This window comes from Timonella senegalensis JC301 (assembly GCF_000312125.1).
GTDB lineage: Bacteria > Actinomycetota > Actinomycetes > Actinomycetales > Cellulomonadaceae > Timonella > Timonella senegalensis.
In genome coordinates, this window is record NZ_HE978643.1 from 253,701 (window position 1) to 275,845 (window position 22,145).

Sequence of the window (22,145 nt, forward strand, 5' to 3'; positions counted from 1 at the left end):
TCAGGCCGCCCGACAATGACCTACACTTTTCCCTTATTCCCAGGGTTGACTGGACGATCAGGGGGATGTGAGCAGCAAGACACGGGTGCATGTGGGCGCCGACGCACCAGCCCTTAAGGCAGAGTCCTACGACTTCAGGCGGCCAATGACTCTCGCGCGCGAGCATTCGCGCGCCTTGGAGATGGCGTTCGAAACGTACGCGCGTCAATGGTCGATGCAGCTCACGTCGCGGCTTCGAGTGCTGTGTGCGATTACTCTCGAAAGACTCGAGCTGATCACCTACGACAACTATGTGGACAGCCTTGACCCGCACACAGTCATGGTGCTGATGAGCCTTGAGGAAGCGCGCCCCAACTCGATCGTGCAGATCTCCTCCCAGACCACGATGCTGTGGATTGACTACCTGCTGGGTGGACCCGGGCTCGCCGTTCAGGAAAGCCAACGGGAACTCACGGAGATCGAACACAACCTCATTGTGAACCTCCTCGGCAACACTATGACCGACCTGCGGTACGCGTTTGCTGCGGTCCACCCGTTCAGCCCTTCAATCAGGACAATCCAGTACAGTCCCCAGTTTGTTCAAGCCGTCCCCGCCAAAGAAGCAGTCCTCGTGGCGCGCTTCGAGATGGTGATCGGTGGCACGCCTTCACAAGCCACCATCATGATTCCCGCGGACACGCTTATCGCCCCGCTGCGAGCTGGCGAAGGTGCGGAAGCGCGGACGCAAGCGGAAGAACTCGAGGCACAGAACGCAGGGGAGCGCATCAAGCGTGCGATGGCCGCTGTGCCGACCGATGTTGCGGTGCGCTTCAAACCCCTCACGATCCACCCCCGTGACGCTGCCGCGTTCGAGGTGGGGCAGGTGATCCGACTCAACCACCAGGTAACGCGTCCGCTCGAAGTCGTGGTGGCCGACCGGATCATTGCCCACGGAGTCCCAGGGAAGTCCGGCAGCCAACTCGCGTGCAAGGTTGTCTCCACCGAGTCGCAGGGAGTCCAGTGAGCGCACATAGCGTCGACTCCATCGCCCAGCAGTTCGCCGCGTCCCTGCCGTACACCACACCGGTCCGCGCCACTCGGGAGCAGAACCCACGACACACGGCAGAGTCGGGCAACGGTCGGCGGACTGTGGTGGCTGCTCGCCGAATCGGATCGAACAGTGCCCGAGCACAAGCCTGGGTGAGGCCGCAAGCGCTTGAAGCACTGCGTGCGATGGATCAGGAACTTAGCGACGCAGACGCGCTGTACTTGCTCATGGAACATGCACTCGAAGTGTTGGGGGCCGGGATTACCAACCCGGTGCAGTATCTCGCTGAGGGGCTTGGCGCCCGAGCAGCCACGTTTTTACTTACCGCAGCCGGGGAAGAAATCGGCCAGTTCGCCTTAGAGATCGAAGAGGGAAAACCAGTGTTTGACGAGATTCTTGCAGCGCAGGGAACGCAGGACGCAGCGGACGCTGCCGTTCATGAAACGGAAGTTGTTGCTGCATTTACTAGCTCGAACGCAGCCGGTTCCGGTCCAGCGGTCGTGAGCCATGGTGCAGGCAAGCCATCGAACGGTGGGCTCGATACGATGCGCATGCTCTATGACGTGGAAATGACCCTGACAGCCGAGATCGGCCGGGCCAAGATGCCCGTCAAGCAGATCCTGGAACTCGTGCCCGGCACCATTGTAGAGCTTGACCGCGTTGCGGGGAGTCTCGCCGACTTGATGGTGAACGGTCAGCTGGTTGCCCGTGGTGAAGTCGTGGTGGTCGACGAAGAGTACGGTCTGCGAATTGCGGAAATCATTGACCCAGAAGGCCTGATCTAGGGCGATGGTTGATCTTGTCGTGCGGGCGCTTTGTGCGCTCATCCTCATAAGTGGCCTGATTTTTTGGCTGGCAAAACAAGCGGCGAAGAACGAAAGAGTCCCCGCTGTGCTGGCAAGGCTGGACAAGACCGCTGCGGCAGGAACACGTGGGGCCCCGAGCCGCCGCGCGACAACCCGTCGGTCGGGCTCGCGTCAGTCGGGCTCCCGCGCGTCCGGTGGCTTTGCCCGCAATCTGATCGCGCTTGCGCGTCCAGGATCGCGTGACCAGGGCACGCCGCCGGTCTTGTCCCTAGTAGCACAGCAACAACTCGGCGGTCGGGCTTCTGTCTTTGTTGTTGATGTGGATTCTCAGAGGTTGGTCCTTGGGCTAAGCGATTCCGGAATGGACCTTCTGACCTCGTACGAGGCCCCACACGTACAAGAAGGTGCAGGAAAGCGTGGGTTGGTTTCACCTTCAGGTTCGTTTGATTTTGCTCCGGAGGAAGCGGCGATTCTCAGGGCGGGCCCGGCCCATCTCGCGCCGTCACACCCACTCGATCCGGCACGAAAAGCATCCGTCGGAACCGCACCTGCATTCGCACCCTCGCGGGACGAGTTCGACACCCAAACGCTGAGCTTCGACGAGGTACTTGCGCACTTGGCGCGAGAAGACTCTCTCTGACTCAACCTGCATTACCCAGTCAGATGGATCTGACTGTACCGAATACGGCGTGAGCCAGGGCTGCCATGAGGGCTGCCTGTATTGCGGACTTATCCGAATGAAAAGCACTCTCTTCTGGCGGTATGTTCATGCTTGCTCAACGTGCGTCGCGTTCCGCGAGGCTCGCTGTGGGTCTTGCCGCGGTCCTCGCGCTCACCTGCGTGGTTGCGCTGTTTGGAGCCCTGGGCCCACTTGCCGCGCCGGCCGGCGCTGACCCGCTCGACCCTGCCAACCCTGGATTGCCTGGCGGTCCGGTTGCACCTGTTGATCCGGTTGTTCCGGTGGATCCAAACGGCCTCGTGACGTTCTCTGTGACCGGGGACGGGGCTCCATCCACATCGATCGTTGTTCTGATCGCAATTACCCTGCTCTCAGTCGCACCCTCGCTTCTCCTGATGATGACGAGTTTCACCAAGATCCTTGTGGTGCTTTCCATGTCAAGGAATGCACTTGGTGTCCAGGGCATCCCCCCGAACCAAGTTCTGGCAGGCATTGCACTGATCTTGACGTTGTTCATCATGGGACCGATCCTCGGTCAGATTAATTCCGAGGCGGTCCAGCCGTACTTGGCAGGGGACCTCGACCTAGCTGCCGCGGCGGAGGCCGCTCGGGCGCCACTCCACACGTTCATCCTTGGCCAGACTCGGGAATCCGATATCGCGCTGCTTCTGCGCACCGCGGATGCGCCAAATCCGGAGTCACCCGCAGAACTTGGCATGTCAACGTTGATTCCCGCGTTCCTGCTCTCCGAGCTACGTGCAGCCTTCATCATCGGTCTCGTTATCTACTTGCCGTTCCTTGTTATTGACCTGGTGGTTTCTGCGGCGCTCATGTCGATGGGAATGATGATGCTACCTCCCGTCATGATCTCTCTTCCGTTCAAGATTCTGCTGTTCGTTCTGGTGGACGGCTGGTCGCTCATCATCACCGCTCTCGTGGGAAGTTACAGCTGAACCGATGGACACTTCTCTCGTACTTGAACTGGGTCTCCAGGCGCTCATACTCGCCGCCAAACTGGCGGCACCGGTGCTCCTGACCGCACTCGTTGTTGGTTTCACCATTTCCTTGCTGCAGTCGATCACCCAGGTGCAGGAGGTCACTCTCTCCTTTGTGCCCAAGATGATTGCGGTTGCCCTTGTGCTTCTGTTTGCGGGCAACTGGATGATGAGTGAGTCTGTGCAGTTCTTCCACATGCTCTTCGAGCGACTGCCCGAACTCATTGAGTCCCCGGCATGACAGTTGGTCTCAACATCGCAGCGATCCAAGCGCTCATGCTAGTATCCGTGCGCCTCGTTGCGTTCCTGACACTCGCGCCGCCGTTTTCTTACAAGGCGTTCCCGGCGACAGTGCGGATGATGTTGGCGCTCGGGATAGCCCTTGCGGTCCAGTCTGGAACCCCGGTTTCCAGCGGAGATCTTGAAGTCGGGCCGTTTGTGTTGGCAATCATTCTTGAGGTAGTCGTAGGCGCCTTTCTGGGTTTTCTGGTGTACCTGGTGCTCATTGCGGTTTCCGCTGCGGGTTCACTGCTGGACCAGATGGGCGGCTTCGCAATGGCCTCGGCGTTCGATCCGCTCAACCAAACCCAGAACACTCCCTTGGGGCAGTTCTTCCAGATGACCACTCTGGCGCTCCTGTTCGCGTCGGGCGGCCACACGGTTATTCTGGCGGGGTTGGTGCGTACTTTTGATTTGCTCCCGCTGGGTACTGGCTTCTCCCTTGCGGGGATGGGAAATGCGGCAACTACTCAGCTCACGCAACTCTTTGTGGTGGCGGTACAGATAGCGGGTCCGCTTCTCATCGTGTTGCTGCTCGCTGACGTGGGGCTGGGACTGCTAACCCGCGTGGCTCCCGCTCTCAATGCGTTTGCGATGGGGTTCCCCTTGAAGATCTACCTGACGCTGGCGCTCGGCGCGCTCCTGTATTTGACCCTTCCCGGTGTTGTTGACTCCCTACTGTCTGTTGCCTCGAAGGTCCTGACGGGTGCGGTCTCTTGAGCAACGAATCGAGCGAGGAACGCACCGAACAGGCCACTCCTCAGCGGATGAAGGAGGTCCGCAAGGAAGGGTCACTGCAGAAGTCGCAGGATCTCAGTGCCTGGGCCGGGATTGGCGCGTCCGTTATCTTGCTCCCGGTGACGTTCACAAGGGCCTCCGAACAGGTCATGAACCACATGGCAGGAATCAGCTTGACCATTGAGAACCCCACACCTCAGGGTGCCGCGGAACTCTTCACGCAGGCGCTCAAAGCCCCGCTAACGGTGCTGCTGCCCACCCTGTTGGTTGTGTTCGTGGTGGCGATCGTGGCGAGTGTTGCGGTGGGTGGGTTCCACCCTTCGTTGCATCGCATCAAGCCCAAGTTCAAGCAGTTCAACCTGCTCAAGGGCCTCAAAAACATGTTCTCCACCATGGCGTTGTGGAACGGGGCCAAAGCGCTACTGAAGACCATCGTGATCGGAGTGGCGCTTTACACCGTGGTGCAACAGATGGTCCCTGCGCTCATGGGAGCGAACGGCTTGAGCCTGGGAGCTGTGATCGAGTCCGCCAAGTACGGCATCAATCGGCTCCTGTGGACCTCGGTTGCTGCGGGAATCGTACTCGCCGCACTTGACGTGTTCATGGTGATGAAGAGGAACCGCAAAAAGACCCGCATGACCAAGAAGGAAGTGCGTGACGAGAACAAGAACACCGAGGGCGACCCACACATCAGGGGTCAGCGCCGCTCGCGCCAGCTTGCGATGAGCCGCAACCGAATGATCGCACACGTCGCAGAGGCCGATGTGGTCTTGGTGAACCCCACCCACGTGGCCGTTGCCCTCAAGTACACGGCGGGCACAGGCGCTCCGAGGTTGGTGGCTAAGGGTAGCGGTCTGATCGCATTCAAGATCCGAGAGAAGGCCGTGGAACACTCGGTTCCGCTCGTTGCCGATGTCCCACTGTCTCGTGCCCTGTACGGTGCCTGCGAACTGGACCAAGAGATCCCGGAGGTTCTGTTCACCGCCGTGGCGCAGGTCCTCGCCTTTGTCATGCTCCTGCGCAAGCGAGGTTCGTCGTTCTCGCAGGTACACGTCATGTCCGCACCCACCGACGTGCCCGCCCACATGTATGAAATTCCCGACGATCTTGGCCCGGTTCCGTCCACCGGATCAGATCTCAGCGGGAGCGGTGCGCAGGCGCCACCACAATCGTCGACAATAAATTCCGCGTCAGCGGACAACTACGCAGCACAGGGGAACAACTCATGAAACTCACTGATCTCAGCAAACTCGGCGTGCCCGTGGGCGTGGTCGGGATTGTCATGCTGCTGATTGTGCCCCTCCCGGCGGCACTGTTGGACCTCCTGATCGTGGTCAACATCAGCCTTGGGCTGGTGATTCTGCTGACTTCGATGTACGTGAGGAAGCCGCTCGAGTTTTCGATCTTCCCGTCATTGTTGCTCGTGCTCACGCTCTTCCGACTGGGGTTGAACATCGCCTCGACCAGGCTGGTCCTGAGCGATGGGTACGCCGGCGAGGTTATCAATGCGTTCGGCCACTTTGTGGTGGGTGGCTCGCTCATCATCGGCTTGGTCATTTTCTTCATTCTTGTTGTCATCCAGTTTGTGGTGATCACGAACGGTGCTGGGCGTGTGGCCGAGGTTGGTGCACGGTTCACCCTGGATGCAATGCCAGGTAAGCAAATGGCGATTGATGCTGACCTCAACGCGGGGATCATCTCCGAGGACGAGGCTCGTAGACGACGCTCCGAAGTCGCTGCTGAGGCCGATTTCTACGGTGCGATGGACGGTGCCTCGAAGTTCGTCAAGGGTGATGCCATTGCCGGCATCATAATCACGCTCATCAACCTCGTGGGTGGCATCTCGATCGGCCTTCTACAAAACGGTATGGGATTCGCTGACGCAATCGAGACCTACTCGCTGCTCTCTGTTGGTGACGGGCTGGTCACCCAGATCCCGGCGCTGCTCATGTCGGTGTCGACCGGTATCATCGTGACTCGCTCCGCAACCGAAGAGGACATGGGAACGAGCACGAGCAACCAGCTCTCCCAGTCTCGAATCGCACTCCTCATCGCCGGTGTGGCGATCATGGCGCTGGGCCTCCTCCCATCGATGCCTAAGATCCCGTTCTTTGCCATCGGTATTCTGCTCCTCATCGCAGCGATACAGATCGGAGCTCAGGAAAAGAAGGACAAACTTGCGGAGCAACTCAAGGAAGCCTCCGAACGTCAACGACCGCCGGCTGAAGACACCCCGGAGAGCCTGATCGAGGACATGCGGGTGTCCGCTCTTGAGGTGCAACTTTCCACGGACCTAGTTGATCTGGTGAACACCTCGAGCGAGGATGACCTACTCGCGCGCATTAAGGGTCTGAGGCGCAAACTCGCACTCGAACTTGGCATGGTCATGCCGCCAGTTCGCACGCGAGACTCCATGGAACTGCCACCAGCCACGTATGCCCTGCGCGTCTCTGGAGTGGAAATGGCGCGGGGCCAACTACCTCTCGGGCGGGTGCTTGCGCTTGGGGACGACCTTGACACGCTGCCAGGTGACGCGACCGTGGAACCGGTGTTCGGGCTCGCGGGAAAGTGGGTGCCCCAAGAAATGCGGTTCGCCGCCGAACTCGCGGGGGCAACGGTCATCGACCGCGCCTCCGTGCTCATCACGCACCTATCCTGGCTCATCTCGACCTATGCCGACAAGTTGCTTAGCCGCGAGGATGTGCGCCTGCTGACTGAGGGAGTGAAGGCGGTTAACCCTAGCGTGGTTGAGGAACTCATCCCGTCCATCCTGTCCATGGGAGAAGTTCAGCGCGTGCTTGCGGGGCTTCTGTCAGAGGGCGTCTCCATCCGTGATTTGTCACGAATCTACGAGGCGCTCGCTCTGCGCGCCCAGTCAAGCACTCAACCTGAGCACCTCATTGAGGCGGCGCGTCTTGCCATCTCCCCGGCACTCGTCTCCGCGTATGCAAAGGGTGGCTCCGTCAAAGTAGTAACCCTAGACCCTGGCCTCGAGCAGTCCCTTCTTGAGGCTCTGCGGCCGGGGGAAGAAGGAACCCAACTCCTCCTGCCAAATGCACTGCTGGAACTCCTATTGCGCAACTACGTGGGCGTGCGAACGCAGTGTGAGGAGAAGGGCTACACGCCCGCGCTCGTGTGTGCACCGGCGATTCGTTTTGCGCTACGCAGAACGCTGACCCTCCAAGTCCCGGATGCCGTGGTTCTGTCATACTCCGAGGTCACGCGTGCGGCGCAGAACGTGGAGAGCGTAGGAGTGATCCGGCAGTTTGAGCTGGTGGGAGAGTGAGCAGAAACATGTTGCCCGATTTGCTAAGTTGTCGACTTCCAAACTTCACCCGGACCGGTAGGCTGAAGCCATGCTTGTGTTGAGCCGCCGCGTCGGAGAGAAACTGCTTATTGGTGACGACATCGAGGTCGTGATCCTAGACAGCCGTGGGGACGGTGTCAGGATTGGGATCAACGCGCCGCGGGATATGAAGATCCACCGGGCCGAGGTTGCCGACGCAGTTAAGGAAGCAGACGTGGCATCCGCGCACAAGATGGATGTCAACGTTGCTGTCGCGCTCCTTGAAGCGAACGATGCCCCAGATGATACCGAGGACAACTAGCATGTGTAGTTGCCGCGCGGACGCGCGGCCACACGTGCGCGCACGCAGCAAAACTGCGTTAGGCCCGCGTTCCCTTCTAGGACGCGGTAGCGGAACAATGGCTGTGCAACCTCCTGGCAGCGAACTCTCATAACCACCCACGTTGTGCCGATCCAACAGACGTCAGCGGAATTCTGACGTACTGGAAGGAAAAGGCCATGGACGGCGTAGATGAGATAATCAGGGAGTTCCTGATCGAGAGCAATGAGAATCTGGATCAACTCGATTCTGACCTCATAGCGCTCGAGAGCGAACCCGGTTCGCGTGAGCTGCTCGGCAGCATTTTCCGTACCATTCACACCGTCAAGGGGACGAGTGGATTCCTCTCGCTAGACAACCTTGAACGCGTGGCACACGTGGGCGAAAACCTCTTGGTTGAACTGCGGGATGGTAAGCGGCAGATGGACCCGGCAACGACCGACGTCCTGCTTCTCATGGTTGACACAATTCGTGCACTGCTGGGACAGATCGATGAGACTGGTGAAGAGCAGGGCGTCGATATTTCTTCCACCGTTGCGGCACTTCAGAGTGTTCTAGACAACGAACCTCTCGTACAGGGCAGTGATGGCTCCAGCCCCACTACGCCCCTCACGCCCTCCACCGAGCACGAACCACTGGGAAGTGGGCACGCCGAGGTAATTCCTGAACAAGACGCTGCCGGCCAGCCGATATCCGAATCCGGCGCATGCGCCGAAGAATCGCAATCAGGCATTGTTGTACGTGAGAATCTGGCCACTCCCGCAACGGCAGCAGCCCGTGCCGAGGGGCCGTCGACGTCGGCACACCGGCATTCGTCCGATACCTCAATCCGCGTGGATGTCAGTCTTCTCGACGAACTTATGCGGCAGGTAGGAGAGTTGGTTCTCGTGCGCAACCAGATTGCGCAACTCGCTGGCTTTGAGTCGGGGGATCTCCTGCGTTCTTCGCAGCGCCTGTCATTGATCGCATCCGAACTCCAAGACGGCGTCATGAAGACTCGTATGCAACCCATCGAACAACTGTGGTCGAAGATGCCACGAGTTGTACGCGATCTTTCCGCCACCTGCGGGCGTGAAGTTCGCCTTGAGATGCTGGGCGGCGATACCGAGTTGGACCGTTCACTATTGGAAGCGGTCAAGGACCCCCTCACTCACCTCATTCGCAATGCGGTTGACCACGGTATCGAAGCCCCAGATGATCGCCTGCGCGCAGGCAAGACGAGTGCTGGGCTCCTGCGCCTGAGCGCGTATCACGCGGGTGGCCAAGTGGTGGTCGAAGTGAGCGATGACGGAATTGGACTTGATCCCGTCAAGATTGCAGCGAAGTCAATCGAACGAGGTCTCAAGACCCGTGAACAGCTCGCCACCATGACGGACACCGAAATCCAGAGCCTCGTATTCCTTGCGGGATTCTCCACAGCTTCAACGGTCAGCAACATTTCGGGCCGCGGCGTGGGTATGGACGTTGTGCGTTCCAACATCGAGGAAATCGGCGGAACGGTCGAGGTTGACTCCCGCAGCGGTCAGGGCACCACGTGGCGCCTACGCATTCCGCTGACACTTGCAATTATGCCCGCTCTCACTGTCACCTCGGGGCATGAAATCTATGCGATTCCGCAGGTCAACCTTCTGGAACTTGTGGCAATCGATTCATCACGGACCGACGACTCCATTGAACTCATTGGCGGTCGTGAAGTGTACCGTCTGCGCGGTTCTTTGCTCCCTCTGGTGCGTCTTGCGGATGTCCTGGGGACCGAGAGCCATGTCGGCGACACCGTTGTTATTGCGGTCCTTCAAACAGAGAACCAAAGATTCGGCCTGATCGTGGACAAGGTGTTGAACAACGAGGAGATCGTGGTGAAGCCGCTGTCCACGATCCTGAAGGGTATCGGAATCTTCGCAGGCGCCACCCTCATGGGTGACGGCCAAGTCGCGCTCATTCTCGATGCACCCACGCTGGCGCGTCGTGAGTTGAGTGCGGACAGCATGGAGGCACTGGCGGCAAAGCGGGTTGAAGCTCCCGAAGACACCACCTCCTCTGCGGAGTTCTTGGTTGTCGGTGTCGGTGCCCACCAGCGTCGTCGAATCGCTATTCCACTTTCGGCGGTTACTCGCCTCGAGCACATTCAGTTGGCTCGGATCGAGATGGTCGGCGGCCGCGAGGTGGTTCAGTACAGGGGCGATGTCGTGCCTGTCCAGCGCCTTGGCCGGATCCTTGGCGCCGACTCGGTGGAGAGCGTCACAGAGAAGCCCACCGTTGTTTTCACCCGAGGGGACCGCAGTGTGGCGATGATCGTTGATGAGATCTTGGAAATTCTCGACGATCGGGGTGCGATCCGCTCCGACGTTACTGATTCAGGACTGCTGGGCTCGATAGTGCTTAACGGCGAGGTTACGGAGCTCCTCGATACCGTATACGCGCTCGAACTGGTTGACCCGCTCTATTTCAGCAGTCACGATCCGGACGCTGAGCTTTCCTCGTTCGACAACGCACTCATGGCAGGTATCTGATGGCCACCCAATACATTACGTTCACTATTGCCGGTGGTCTCTATGGCCTTGAGGTAATGCAGGTCGAAGAGACTCTCGGTCACCTGCCACGCACTCCAGTTCCGCTGGCACCGCAGGGAGTTGCAGGGCTTGTAAACCTCCGCGGCCAGGTTGTTACCGCTATCGATGTACGTCCTCGACTAGGTGTTGCACCACTCGCACCGCATCAGGAGTCAATGATGGTCGTGGTGAACCATGCGGGTGAGTCAATGAGTTTGCTTGTTGACGAGGTTGGCGAAGTCCTCACCGTTGATGAGGCGGACTTTGAGCCGGCCCCTCCGACCCTTTCGGACGATGTGCGAGCACTCGTTGGCGGAGCCTACAAACTCGACGGGCGCCTGCTACTGGCCTTCGATGTGGCAGTGGCGGTCGGTGCATAGCTCTGCCTGCGCACTGAGTAAAGGAAAATCGTGACAATAAAAGCCCTCGTGGTGGATGATTCCGTAGTCATCCGCCGTCTCGTCGTGCAGGTCCTCGAGGCCGAGCCCGACTTCGAAGTTGTAGGAATGGCAGCGAACGGAAAGATTGCGCTGACCAAGACGGAGCAATTGAACCCTGACATTGTGATCATGGACGTCGAAATGCCGGAGATGAATGGCATTGAAGCGGTCCGTGAGCTGCGAAAGCGTGGAACCCGAACCCCCATCATCATGTTCTCGACGCTCACAGAGCGTGGCGCTCTCGCCACGATCGACGCGTTGAGCGCGGGGGCCTCGGACTACGTGGCCAAGCCCTCCAACATGGGCTCAGTGACCGAATCGCTTCACGCCGTCGCCGAGCAACTCGTGCCCAAGATCCGAGCGCTTGTGAGCGCGAGGCGCCAACCACGATCCGCGCTCACGATGATGCGCGCGAGTACCCAGCCCGCCACCACGGCAACCGGCACTGGCCTCCTGGCCAGCCAGAATCGTCGGGAATCAGTGGCGGCGCCTGCCGCCCCTACGGGGCCTGCACCTCAGCTGAGGCCAACGCCCAAGCCGCACCCGATTCGGGCGGTGGTGCTCGGGTGTTCGACGGGTGGCCCAGAGGCGCTCTCTAGGGTGGTCGCGGGCCTGATCGAACCACTTCCTGTCCCCGTTGTGGTGGTGCAGCACATGCCACCAGTCTTCACCAAGCAGCTTGCTGCACGGCTCAACAATCTGGGACCACACCGTGTGACTGAGGCGCAGCAGGGTGAGGAACTCCGAGCGGGGACGATCCATATTGCACCGGGGGACTGGCACCTAAAACTTGCCCAGCAAGGTGTCAGCGTTACCTGCGAACTGGTCCAATCCGAGCCGGTGAACTACTGCCGTCCGTCGGTTGACGTCCTCTTCCAGTCCGCACATGAACTGTATGGCGGCGAGCTGCTTTCGGTGGTCCTCACCGGCATGGGGTCGGACGGACGCGTGGGTGCGGGACTCATCGCACAAGCAGGAGGAACCGTGATCGTACAAGATCAGGCAACCTCGGTGGTGTGGGGGATGCCCGGAGCGGTGGCAACCGCAGGGTTCGCCCACAGGATCGTGCCCATTGATGAGATAGCACCAACAATCGCCAGAGTAGTGGCAGCAACACAGAGAGCCACAGGGCAAAAATGACGATCACCCACGATAACTTCACCTATATCGCCGATCTTGTGCGTCGCAAGAGCGCGATCGTCCTAGGACCGGGCAAGGAGTACCTCGTCGAGGCGAGGCTCACGCCCATTGCACGTGATCGGATGCTCAGTCTCGATCGGTATGTCGAGTCTGTTCGGGCACGGCTCAACCCTGCCGAACACGAGCTGATCGTAGAGGCACTTACCACGAATGAGACCTCGTGGTACCGCGATGCCCAACCCTTCAGTGCGCTCACGGGCCACATCGTGCCCGAGTTGCGCAAGGAACGCAGGATTCTACCTGGACTGCGAGTGTGGTCGGCCGCCTGCTCAACGGGCCAGGAGCCGTACTCAATCGCAATGACGCTCAAGGAACACTTTGGAGGACCTTCATGGACGGGTCCAGTTCCACTCGTGGATATCCTTGCCACTGATCTGTCCCAGCAGGTTCTTGACCGTTCTAAGCAGGGAAGATACACCCAGTTAGAAATAAACCGCGGGCTTCCCGCCCACCAACTCGTCCGCTACTTCAGCCGTCATGGAACGGAATGGGAACTCAGCCCCGAAATCCGTTCGATGGTGCGGTTCCAGAGGCACAACCTCCTCGATACCGTGCCGCCCGGTGGACCATTCGATGTGGTGTTCCTGCGGAACGTCCTCATCTATTTTGACGTTCACACCAAACTCGAGGTGCTTCGGAAGGTCCGAAGTGCACTTCGGCCCGGTGGATTCTTGATTCTCGGTGCCGCAGAAACAACAGTGGGCCTCGACGATTCCTGGTTGCGGGTACCTTTTGGCCGCAGTTCCATCTATCAGAAAGTGGCAAACGCATGAAAGCCATAGTCATAGACGATTCCCGCACGATGCGGCGCATTATCGGCAGCGCTCTGTCTCAGCTGGGCTACGACATCTTCGAGGCCGAGCACGGCGTAGCGGCGTTGCAACTCCTCGAGGAACACCCAGATACCGCACTGTGCACGATTGATTGGAACATGCCTGTCATGGATGGGTTGACGTTTGTGCAGGAGGTCAGGGCAGCGCGTAAGTGGCGTGCCACCACACTCATGATGGTCACGACCGAGTCTGAACACGGCCAAATAGTCCGAGCGTTGGCCGCTGGTGCGCACGAGTATCTCATTAAGCCGTTTACCCCGGAGGCGATCATGCAGAAGCTCGACCTTCTGGGAATCCTGCCCCAAACAACCGTGGAGAAGCTTGCATGAACACGCTCAACATTGAGGTCAGCAAAGACCAGATTCTAGGGATCGTCCAAGAAGTGTTTGCTGCCATGCTGGACATGGGGGAGACCCTCATATTTGAGGCTACTAAGCCGACCGATCTGGTGGACAGCCTTCACGCATGGGTTGACATGAAACTGAACCTGGCTGAAGGCCCACTGACTGCGCGCGCCATTCTGTGCACCAGCGAGGAAACAGCACAGACCATCACTCGAACTCTCCTCATGACTGATGAGGATGAGGACGTGTCATTTGCGGACCTTGCTGACGCTTTTGGAGAGATCGCCAACATGGTTGGCGGAAACGTCAAGTCCCTCGTCCGAGCGCCTTCGGAACTCTCGATGCCGGTGGTGTCGAAGGAGAAGGACATGAGTCACGAGTGGCTGTTTCTCCAGGACCTGCATCTTGTTTGGCGCTCGCAGCCGTTGAGCGTTTCCCTGTGGGTCCAACCGACAACTAACTAGAGGAGCTGAACTGTGTTTGTAATTGTTGCCGACGACTCACGCGTGATGCGCCAGATCGTGATTCGTACGCTGCGTCAGGCGGGTTATGACTGGCAGATTCTCGAAGCTGCCGACGGGCAGGAAGTCTACGATCTGACGCTCGACAATAACCCCGATCTTGTCCTGTCCGACTGGAACATGCCCAACGCAACAGGCTTGGAGGCACTCATTGCCTTGCGCCAAGCTGGCAGCGATGTGCCCTTCGGTTTTGTGACGTCTGAAGGTTCGGCAGAGATGCGCGAACAGGCCACCAATGCGGGTGCCTTGTTCCTTATCGCCAAGCCATTCACCGCCGAGAGTTTCAAGGCGGCCATCGACCCGGTGCTTGGCTGATGGCATTTGGAAAGGTCGCCTCGCCTCTCCCCAAGGCGCAAGCGCTACGTGACCTTCTTGAGGGCTTGTTGGGTAGGCAGGTTGAGCTGCTGACGGGTGGGCCTATGGTGGATCCCGCTGGCCCGGGCGGCGCCGTAGTTGCTGAGTACGTGTCTGACGTACTTGGGCTTCATGCGCTGATCGTGCTCGATGTTCCTGCAGCCGCACACTTTGGTGCCTCGCTTGCGCTGATGCCAGCCGGCGTTTCGCAGGACGACGCGCGGCAGGGAGAACTGTCGGACACGCTCTTTGAAGCCACAGGCGAAGTGCTGAATGTGTGTGCGGCCCTGTTCAACCTAGAAGGAGCCCCCCACCTTCGGTTGGGTTCAGTGCATGCGCCGAACGCAGGCCTTCCGGCTGACGTCGAGCCGTGGGTCATGGCGTATGTGGCGCGCCTAGACGTGACTGTGGACGTGCAGGGGTACGGAGCAGGGGCCATGTCGGTCCTGATCGTTCCGTAACTGCTTGGTGCGTGTGCGCGGCGTAGCCGCGTCTGCACAACTTAACGACGATTGACTCGCCTTCTCATGAGAAAGCGAGTCAATCGTCGTTAATTCTTAGTACAAGAAACGCGCTCGAATCGATTCGACTGTGCGCGCGAACACCCATACACTAAACCTCATGTCATCGTTGCCTACCGCCTCCATCGCGCACTTCTCCGGGACCAAGAAGGCTGCCTACACGGGGTTCGTTGTTCAAGCTATCGTGAACAACCTCGCCCCTCTGCTGTTCATCATCTTCCACACGCAGTTCCAGATCCCAGTGGCCCAACTGGGGCTGATCGCGTCGCTGAACTTTGGCGTTCAGCTGCTCACTGACCTCGTGGCGATGTTCTTTGTGGACAGGGTGGGGTACCGCAAGCCGGTGGTCTTGGCGCACGTTTTCGCGGCAACGGGGCTGGTCCTGATGGCTATCCTGCCAGGCCTGCTCGGCGACCCGTTCCTGGGCCTGTGCCTCGCGGTGGTCGTATATGCGATCGGCGGCGGTCTGCTCGAGGTGCTGATCAGCCCGATCGTGGAGCACCTTCCAACGCCCGTGGACCAGAAGGCCTCGGGCATGGCGCTTCTGCACTCGTTCTACTGCTGGGGCCAGCTCGCAGTGGTGGTGGGTACGACCCTGCTGCTCGGCGCTATCGGACAGGCTAACTGGACGTATCTGCCGATCCTGTGGGCGATCGTGCCCGCGATCAACACGTTCGTGTTCATGAAGGTTCCTATGCCGGACACGGTTGCTGAGGAGGACAAGACCTCTATCCGCAGCCTACTGGGCACGCCGCTTTTCCTAGCGGCACTGGTTTTGATGATGACCGGTGGCGCCGCGGAACTCACCATGGTTCAGTGGTCCTCGTTCTTTGCCGAGCAGGGCATTGGCGTGTCCAAGGAGATGGGCGACCTCCTGGGCCCTGGTTTGTTCGCGCTGCTCATGGGCATTGGCAGGTTCTCGTACGGAATGTGGGGAGCCAACCTCGACCTGCGCAAGCTACTCATCGTGTCGAGTCTTGGCGCTGGCATCTGCTACATCGTGGCTTCGACCTCGTCCAATGCGATTATTTCCCTACTGGCCTGTGCGATGTGCGGCATCATGATCTGCTTGCTGTGGCCCGGCACGTTCTCACTCACCGCTGCACGGTTCCCCATGGGCGGCGCCGCGATGTTCGCGATTCTCGCGCTCGCCGGCGACGCTGGCGGCACCGCTGGTCCTGCGATTGCCGGTGGGCTTGCGGGCGCCGCGGACGGTTCGCTCGCAGGGCTCGCTGCCGCGCTTCCTAGCGACGGCGGTTCGGGTCTGCGGCCCGCGCTGCTGCTGTCGGCGCTCGTCCCGTTCGTCTTTTCGTTCACGGTGTGGCGCTTCCGCACAACCCACACCGAGCGGCCAGTTCCGGTTGCGGCCCCCTAACTGATTGACGCGTTGGCTCGCCTTCTCATGAGAAGGCGAGCCAACGCGTCAAAATATGTAGGACGGGTGCGCGCAGCGCAGCTGGTGCTAGAAAGAGCGCTACTTTCCCACGTACGCGGCGAGGTGCTGACCGGTGATTGTTGACTTCGAGGCGACGAGGTCCGCGGGGGTCCCCTCGAAGACCACGCGGCCGCCGTCATGTCCGGCGCCGGGGCCGAGGTCGATGATCCAGTCGGAGTGGGCCATGACAGCTTGGTGGTGCTCGATGACGATCACGGACTTGCCCGACTCTACGAGCTTGTCCAGCAGGCCAAGAAGCTGCTCCACGTCCGCCAGGTGCAAGCCAGTGGTGGGCTCGTCGAGCACATAGATGCCGCCCTTGTCGGACATGTGGGTTGCTAATTTGAGGCGCTGGCGCTCGCCGCCGGACAGAGTGGTCAGGGGCTGGCCAAGCTTAATGTAGCCGAGGCCAACGTCCGAGAGGTGACCGAGCAGTTTCGCGGCCGCAGGGAGCTTGGACTCGCCAGCGGAGAAGTGCGCGAGCGCGTCCACAACGGGCATGGTGAGCACCTCGTGGATGTTCTTGCCGCCGAACGTGTACTCGAGGACCTCGTCTTGGAAACGGCGGCCCTCGCAGGTCTCGCACACGGTGGACACCGTGTTCATGAAGCCGAGCTCCATGTAAGTGACACCGGCGCCGTTGCAGGTGGGGCAGGCGCCCTGCGAGTTGGCGGAAAACAGCGCGGGTTTGACCCCGTTGGCCTTGGCAAATGCCTTTCGGATCGGCTCGAGCCGGCCGGTGTAGGTGGCGGGGTTGGACCGTCGCGAACCCTTGATGGGGGTCTGGTCCACGTAGATGATCCCGGCGTCCTTGGGCATCGAAGAGCGGATAAGCGAGCTCTTGCCCGAGCCGGCCACGCCCGTCACCGCAACGAGCACGCCGAGCGGGACGTCTACGTCCACATCCTTGAGGTTGTTGGCGTGTGCGCCCCTGATCTCGATCGAGCCGTTCGCCGTGCGCACTGTGTCCTTGAGTTGTGCGCGGTCGGCCAAGTGCCGGCCTGTCAGGGTGTCGGAGGAGCGCAGCGCAGAGACCGGTCCCTCGAACTGGATCTCGCCGCCGCCCGTGCCTGCGAGTGGGCCTAGGTCAACCACGTGGTCCGCGATTTCGATGACCTCGGGCTTGTGCTCCACCACGAGCACGGTGTTTCCCTTGTCCCGCAGTTGGATCAGAAGTTCGTTCATGCGGGCGATGTCGTGCGGGTGGAGGCCTGCGGTGGGCTCGTCGAACACGTAGGTGACGTCAGTGAGCGCTGAGCCGAGGTGGCGGACCATCTTGGTTCGCTGTGCCTCGCCACCCGAGAGCGTGCCGGCGGGTCGGTCGAGCGACAGGTAGCCCAGGCCGATCTGGACGAACGAGCCCAGAAGATCACGCAGGTTTGCCAGTAGGGGAGCCACAGAAGGCTCGTCGATCGCGCCAACCCACTCGATCAGGTCCGAGATCTGCATGGAGCACACCTCGGAGATGGACAGCCCAGCCACTTTGGCTTCGCGCGCGTGCTCGGCCAGGCGCGTGCCGGAGCAGTCCGGGCACTTCTGGTACAGCACCGCGCGGTCCACAAAGGCCCGCACGTGCGGCTGCATCGCGTCGCGGTCCTTGGACAGTAGCGATTTCTGGATCTTGGGGATCAGGCCCTCGTAGGTCATGTTGATGCCTGCGGCCTTGACCTTGACGGGCTCCTTGTACAGGAAGTCCTCGCGCTCGCGGTCAGTGAAGTCTTTGATGGGCTTATCGGCGGGCACGAACCCGGACTCGATGAACAGCTTGACGTACCAGCCGTCGGCCACGTAGCCGGGGATCTTGATGGCTCCCTCGGGAAGGGACAGGTTCTCGTCGAACAGCTCGTTCAGGTCGATGTCCGTGACCTCGCCCAAGCCCTCGCAGCGCGGGCACATGCCGCCGAGCTGGTTGAAGCTGGTCTTGACTGGCTTCTTGCCGCGGCCTTCAACGGTGATGGCGCCGGTCGCCTTGACCGATGGCACGTTGAAGGAGAACGCGTTGGGTGGGCCCACATGAGGCTGCGACAGTCGGGAGAACAGGAGGCGCAGCAGTGCGTTTGCGTCTGTGGCGGTGCCCAGCGTGGAGCGGTTATTGGCACCCATGCGTTCCTGATCCACGATGATCGCCGTGGTCAGGCCCTCCATGTTGTCCACCTCTGGCCGTGCCATTGATGGCATGAAGCCCTGCACAAACGCCGAATAGGTCTCGTTAATCATGCGCTGCGATTCGGCCGCGATGGTGCCAAACACGAGCGAACTCTTGCCAGACCCGGACACTCCGGTGAACACGGTCAGACGCCGCTTGGGGATGTCCACGGACACGCCCTTGAGGTTGTTTTCGCGAGCGCCCTCGACGCGAATGATGTCGTGCGAATCGGCAATGGTGGCGTCAGTGGTCATGGGGTCTCCATAGCGCGGGTGGGGTTGTGGCCTCAACGTGGCCAGACGCTTCAGTTTAGTGCTCGCGGCGACACCGCGCAGGGTGGCGCGGCACCGTGCGTGTCACTGATTTTCGCCGATTCTGCCGCCAGTTGTGCCGTCACCTTACGACAGTGGGGAGAAGATTCTGTTACACGTTTTCTAGCTCGCGGGCTGAGTCCTTGGGCGTGTTCCTGTGCAGGGTGAGGGTCACCATGATGAGGATAACGGCTACAACGGCCGCCACGGCGTTGAGGCCTTGGTAGCCCACCAGAGCGAGCGCGATGCCGGCGACGAGACCACCGAGAGCGCCGGCGAGGCTCATGAGTGTGTCACTCGCGCCCTGGACCGCTAGGCGGTCCTCGGCACTGACGTTGGCCGCGATGTGCCCCGCACCAGCGATCGTGGCGATGGACCAGCCGAGGCCTAGGAGGAACAGGCCAATGGTCACGAGCGTTTGGTTCTCTGCGCCAAACCCGGCAAATCCGAGCGAGGTGAGGAGGACTGCTCCACCTGTGACCATCGCGCCGGGAGCCCCGATCTTGTCCGAGAGCATTCCCGCAAAGGGGGAGAACGCATACATGCCCACAACGTGCAGCGAGATGGTGAACCCGATGAGCTGGAGTGATACGCCGTGGTTATCCATGTGTACGGATGTCACGGACATGACTGAGACCATGATTGCGTGGCCGCAGATGATCGCCACGAGGCCGGCGCGTGCCGCCTGGTTGGCACGGATGACCTTCCACGACTCGCGCAGCGAAGGTCGGCGTGGGGGAGCCGCCGGTCCGCCCGGTGCGCTTCCGCTCGCGGCTGAGGCCTTAGCCAGTTCGAGGGACGGATCCGGGTTGAGCCCAATGAACAGGACGAGTGCGGACGCCGCCATACCCACTGCGGAAATGACAAAGATTCCCGCATACTGTGGCAGGTTCATGGCTTGGCCGAGTGAATCACCCACACCTAAGAGGTTCGGTCCGGCGACTGAGCCCACGGTCGTGGTCCACACCACGAGGGAGAGGTCACGCGAGCGGTGCTCGGGTGCGGCAAGGTCGGTTGCGGCGAAACGTGCCTGGAGGTTCACCGCCGAGCCCACACCGATGAGGGCGCCGCCCGCAAGCAGTAGTGGGAACGCGCCCAGGACGGCGGAAAGGATCGCGAGCATTGTGCCCATCCACGCGATCGCGATACCGGTCACTAGGGCAATCCGACGGCCCTTGCTTGCGGCGTAGCGCGCTAGAGGCATCGCGGCGAGAGCAGAGCCGAGCGTCATGACGGTGGTCATGGAACCGCCCCACGACTCGTTGCCCGACAACTTGACGGCAAGGAGGGCGCCCACGGAGATGACTGCGCCGCTGCCCAGTCCGGAGAAAATCTGAGCGAGCGCTAGAACCTTGAGGGTGCGCTTCTGGAGGGGCGCAAAGGCCGCGTAATCAACTTGCTGCAAAGACACAGAAATTAACCCTAGTTCACAACGAGGCCGAATATCACTAGGTGTAAGTGACCTGACGCGAAACTAATTCCCCAAGGACTTAACTTTTCTTGGGGCGGCGCCTCAGACCCGTGCCGAGGGACGCAGTGTCGCGGATGAGGCTCGTGCCCACGATCATGCCGAGCGCAATGGAGAACATTGCCATTCCGGTAGTCACCATCATGTTGACGGTTTGGCCGGAGCCGGCGGCTGCCTGCGCGAATGAGATGAAGCCGAGCGCACCAGGAACGAGGATCCAGAAGGACACGAGCTGAGTGACCATGGCGGATGGTGCGGTTCGGAATCGTGCGAGAAACCGAGACAGTGGGACCACGACGAGCGCGCCAAAAAAGCCCGAGTACTCGGCGGGGACAAGAAGGAGTCCTAGGCGCTGAGCGCTGTACGTGATCACGAGCGCAAGCACCAGCCAGAGGTAGGAACCTGCTGGCGCAGACCGTGAGAACACGTAGCCGAGTGCGAGGAGCGCGATGGCGAGGATAGGCGTTAGCGGACCCATGGAGTTGATGACAACCTCGTCCGTGGTCGTTGTGTCTCCGACAATCGCTAGGCCGATGACCACTCCGAACGCCAGCAGCAAGAGCTGAGACATTCCGTAAATGAGACGAGACGCACCCGAAATGACCTCGTGACGGGTCAGTTCGAGAGCAGCAATGGTCAAGGTCAGACCCGGAAGGAATGTCACGAGCGCAGGTGCAATGAGTCGAATTGGAACCTCACCGGTGAGCCCGGTGAGCGGGCCCGCAGCAACCACTGTCACGACAACCGCGCAGATGACCGGAAGTGCGAGGGCAAGGGTGGAGATGCGCTGTCCGATGAGGAGCAGAACTCCCACGATGAGCCCCAGACCGAGGTAGGAGGGTATGGCCGTAATGACGGGGTTGATGAGCAAGCCAATCGCAAGCGTCATGAGCATCTGGCCGAACACTTGAACCACGGGATTGAACCGAGGCTTCAGGTCAAAGGTGTTCTGCACTTGAAGGATCGCGTCGTCCGGCTCGATCACGCCTCTGCGAGCTCGGTCCACCACCGTATCGATCGCGTCGGCTTGGTCGAGACGCAGGTCTCGGCCCTCAATCGCACCCAACTCGATGCGGCGGTCCGTTCCCTCGATCTGGATGGCGAACACGGTGGGAAGCGTGACCACGCGCAGCGGAGGCATGTTGTAGGCGCGGGCGATGTCATACATCGCGTCCGCAACGTCGACTGTGGCCTGCTGCGACTCGAGCATCGCAAGACCGAGGACGCGCATCATTGCGAGAATTCGGTCTACCTTGTCCTCCGGCCTCGGAATGCGAACGGACGAGGTGGGGTCCTTGAACAGCGCCTCACGGAGAGACGCCAAGGGGTGCCGAAGGGCCGAACCACCACTCCCGGGGACCACTACGATGGGGCGCTTTGGCATAGCCGGCTTCCGTCGAGGGCCCTTGCGTGGCTGGTTGCTGGGAAGGTTCTGCGGAGCCTTATTCGGAGTGACAATGCGAGGCGGTGCGGGGCGCTCTGCATCGAGTGTGGCCTGCGCGAGCGACTCCGAGCTGAACTCTTGGGACGCGGTGATGCGGGCAGCTTGGGCTTCGGGGTCGCTCTCACGGATGACAGCCTCGGCTGTGGCATAGCCGCCGTCGTCCTCAGTGTCTAAACCAGATCCGGCCTTGCGATCGGGATCAGCACCATCCGGTGTTTCGGCTGAGGTGGTGTCCGGTGTTGAGGACTCGACCGTGTGGTCGGTGCCCTCGGTAGATTCAGGAGTCTCGGGGGAATCGGGTGAGCGCGCGGCAATGTGGTCACCGTGCTGAGCGCCAGTAGGCCCAACTGCTTCCGGTGTCTCGTTGTTGCCTGACGTGTTGCTCGGCTCAACTCGGGTCATTGAGAAAGGGTTCCTTAGTCCTTGCGC

General features: G+C 60.5%; 21 protein-coding genes. 18 read left to right on the forward strand and 3 right to left on the reverse strand.

Annotation, left to right across the window (positions count from 1 at the left end):
• The first annotated feature begins 67 nt into the window (after nt 1-67).
• The 18 genes from HGSM_RS08875 to HGSM_RS08960 all read left to right on the forward strand — a co-directional run bounded on the left by HGSM_RS08875 (nt 68) and on the right by HGSM_RS08960 (nt 16,287).
• On the forward strand, nt 68-1,003 hold the full coding sequence (locus HGSM_RS08875) for a flagellar motor switch protein FliM (RefSeq protein WP_230197525.1): 936 nt from the start codon (nt 68-70) through the stop codon (nt 1,001-1,003).
• Nucleotides 1,000-1,812 (forward strand): flagellar motor switch protein FliN, encoded by an 813-nt coding sequence (gene fliN / locus HGSM_RS13770; RefSeq protein ID WP_019148403.1) that lies wholly within the window; start codon nt 1,000-1,002, stop codon nt 1,810-1,812. The genes HGSM_RS08875 and fliN overlap by 4 nt, the downstream gene beginning before the upstream one ends.
• A gap of 106 nt (nt 1,813-1,918) precedes the next feature.
• On the forward strand, nt 1,919-2,473 hold the full coding sequence (locus HGSM_RS08885) for a flagellar biosynthetic protein FliO (protein WP_019148404.1): 555 nt from the start codon (nt 1,919-1,921) through the stop codon (nt 2,471-2,473).
• A 128-nt stretch (nt 2,474-2,601) separates the two neighbouring features.
• Nucleotides 2,602-3,465, forward strand: coding sequence for a flagellar type III secretion system pore protein FliP (fliP, locus tag HGSM_RS08890; RefSeq protein WP_040595018.1), 864 nt, complete (start codon nt 2,602-2,604; stop codon nt 3,463-3,465).
• Between the two features lie 4 nt (nt 3,466-3,469).
• The gene (gene fliQ / locus HGSM_RS08895; protein ID WP_019148406.1) at nt 3,470-3,748 is read left to right on the forward strand and encodes a flagellar biosynthesis protein FliQ; all 279 of its coding nucleotides are present in this window, start codon (nt 3,470-3,472) and stop codon (nt 3,746-3,748) included.
• Nucleotides 3,745-4,506, forward strand: a complete 762-nt coding sequence (locus tag HGSM_RS08900) for a flagellar biosynthetic protein FliR (protein WP_019148407.1) — start codon at nt 3,745-3,747, stop codon at nt 4,504-4,506. Before fliQ ends, HGSM_RS08900 begins: the two co-directional genes overlap by 4 nt.
• Complete coding sequence (locus HGSM_RS08905) at nt 4,503-5,753, forward strand: EscU/YscU/HrcU family type III secretion system export apparatus switch protein (protein ID WP_081581407.1); 1,251 nt, start codon at nt 4,503-4,505, stop codon at nt 5,751-5,753. Before HGSM_RS08900 ends, HGSM_RS08905 begins: the two co-directional genes overlap by 4 nt.
• Nucleotides 5,750-7,810, forward strand: a complete 2,061-nt coding sequence (flhA, locus tag HGSM_RS08910) for a flagellar biosynthesis protein FlhA (RefSeq protein ID WP_019148409.1) — start codon at nt 5,750-5,752, stop codon at nt 7,808-7,810. Before HGSM_RS08905 ends, flhA begins: the two co-directional genes overlap by 4 nt.
• Nucleotides 7,811-7,880: 70 nt before the next feature.
• Nucleotides 7,881-8,132: a carbon storage regulator CsrA gene (gene csrA, locus HGSM_RS08915; protein ID WP_019148410.1), complete on the forward strand. Its 252-nt coding sequence runs from the start codon at nt 7,881-7,883 to the stop codon at nt 8,130-8,132.
• Nucleotides 8,133-8,329: 197 nt separating this feature from the next.
• Nucleotides 8,330-10,660: a chemotaxis protein CheA gene (locus tag HGSM_RS08920; RefSeq protein WP_019148411.1), complete on the forward strand. Its 2,331-nt coding sequence runs from the start codon at nt 8,330-8,332 to the stop codon at nt 10,658-10,660.
• A complete protein-coding gene (locus tag HGSM_RS08925; protein WP_019148412.1) occupies nt 10,660-11,079 on the forward strand; it encodes a chemotaxis protein CheW in 420 nt (139 codons plus the stop codon). The genes HGSM_RS08920 and HGSM_RS08925 overlap by 1 nt, the downstream gene beginning before the upstream one ends.
• 30 nt (nt 11,080-11,109) lie before the next feature.
• Entirely contained in the window at nt 11,110-12,279 is a 1,170-nt protein-coding gene (locus HGSM_RS08930) for a protein-glutamate methylesterase/protein-glutamine glutaminase (RefSeq protein WP_040594915.1), read from the forward strand.
• The gene (locus HGSM_RS08935; protein ID WP_019148414.1) at nt 12,276-13,112 is read left to right on the forward strand and encodes a CheR family methyltransferase; all 837 of its coding nucleotides are present in this window, start codon (nt 12,276-12,278) and stop codon (nt 13,110-13,112) included. Before HGSM_RS08930 ends, HGSM_RS08935 begins: the two co-directional genes overlap by 4 nt.
• Nucleotides 13,109-13,501, forward strand: a complete 393-nt coding sequence (locus tag HGSM_RS08940; protein ID WP_019148415.1) for a response regulator — start codon at nt 13,109-13,111, stop codon at nt 13,499-13,501. The genes HGSM_RS08935 and HGSM_RS08940 overlap by 4 nt, the downstream gene beginning before the upstream one ends.
• Nucleotides 13,498-13,980, forward strand: a complete 483-nt coding sequence (locus tag HGSM_RS08945) for a chemotaxis protein CheX (RefSeq protein ID WP_019148416.1) — start codon at nt 13,498-13,500, stop codon at nt 13,978-13,980. The genes HGSM_RS08940 and HGSM_RS08945 overlap by 4 nt, the downstream gene beginning before the upstream one ends.
• A gap of 12 nt (nt 13,981-13,992) precedes the next feature.
• Entirely contained in the window at nt 13,993-14,352 is a 360-nt protein-coding gene (locus HGSM_RS08950; RefSeq protein WP_019148417.1) for a response regulator, read from the forward strand.
• Nucleotides 14,352-14,852 (forward strand): hypothetical protein, encoded by a 501-nt coding sequence (locus HGSM_RS08955; protein ID WP_019148418.1) that lies wholly within the window; start codon nt 14,352-14,354, stop codon nt 14,850-14,852. The genes HGSM_RS08950 and HGSM_RS08955 overlap by 1 nt, the downstream gene beginning before the upstream one ends.
• A gap of 160 nt (nt 14,853-15,012) precedes the next feature.
• Nucleotides 15,013-16,287 carry an MFS transporter gene (locus HGSM_RS08960; RefSeq protein ID WP_019148419.1) on the forward strand — a complete coding sequence of 425 codons (1,275 nt, stop codon included), beginning with the start codon at nt 15,013-15,015 and terminating at the stop codon, nt 16,285-16,287.
• A 99-nt stretch (nt 16,288-16,386) separates the two neighbouring features.
• Here the strand turns inward: HGSM_RS08960 and HGSM_RS08965 are convergent, their stop codons facing one another.
• The 3 genes from HGSM_RS08965 to HGSM_RS13775 all read right to left on the reverse strand — a co-directional run bounded on the left by HGSM_RS08965 (nt 16,387) and on the right by HGSM_RS13775 (nt 22,118).
• Entirely contained in the window at nt 16,387-18,747 is a 2,361-nt protein-coding gene (locus tag HGSM_RS08965; protein ID WP_019148420.1) for an ATP-binding cassette domain-containing protein, read from the reverse strand.
• A 169-nt stretch (nt 18,748-18,916) separates the two neighbouring features.
• The gene (locus HGSM_RS08970; RefSeq protein ID WP_019148421.1) at nt 18,917-20,215 is read right to left on the reverse strand and encodes an MFS transporter; all 1,299 of its coding nucleotides are present in this window, start codon (nt 20,213-20,215) and stop codon (nt 18,917-18,919) included.
• 79 nt (nt 20,216-20,294) lie between these two features.
• Complete coding sequence (locus HGSM_RS13775) at nt 20,295-22,118, reverse strand: threonine/serine exporter family protein (protein WP_019148422.1); 1,824 nt, start codon at nt 22,116-22,118, stop codon at nt 20,295-20,297.
• Between the last annotated feature and the right edge of the window lie 27 nt (nt 22,119-22,145).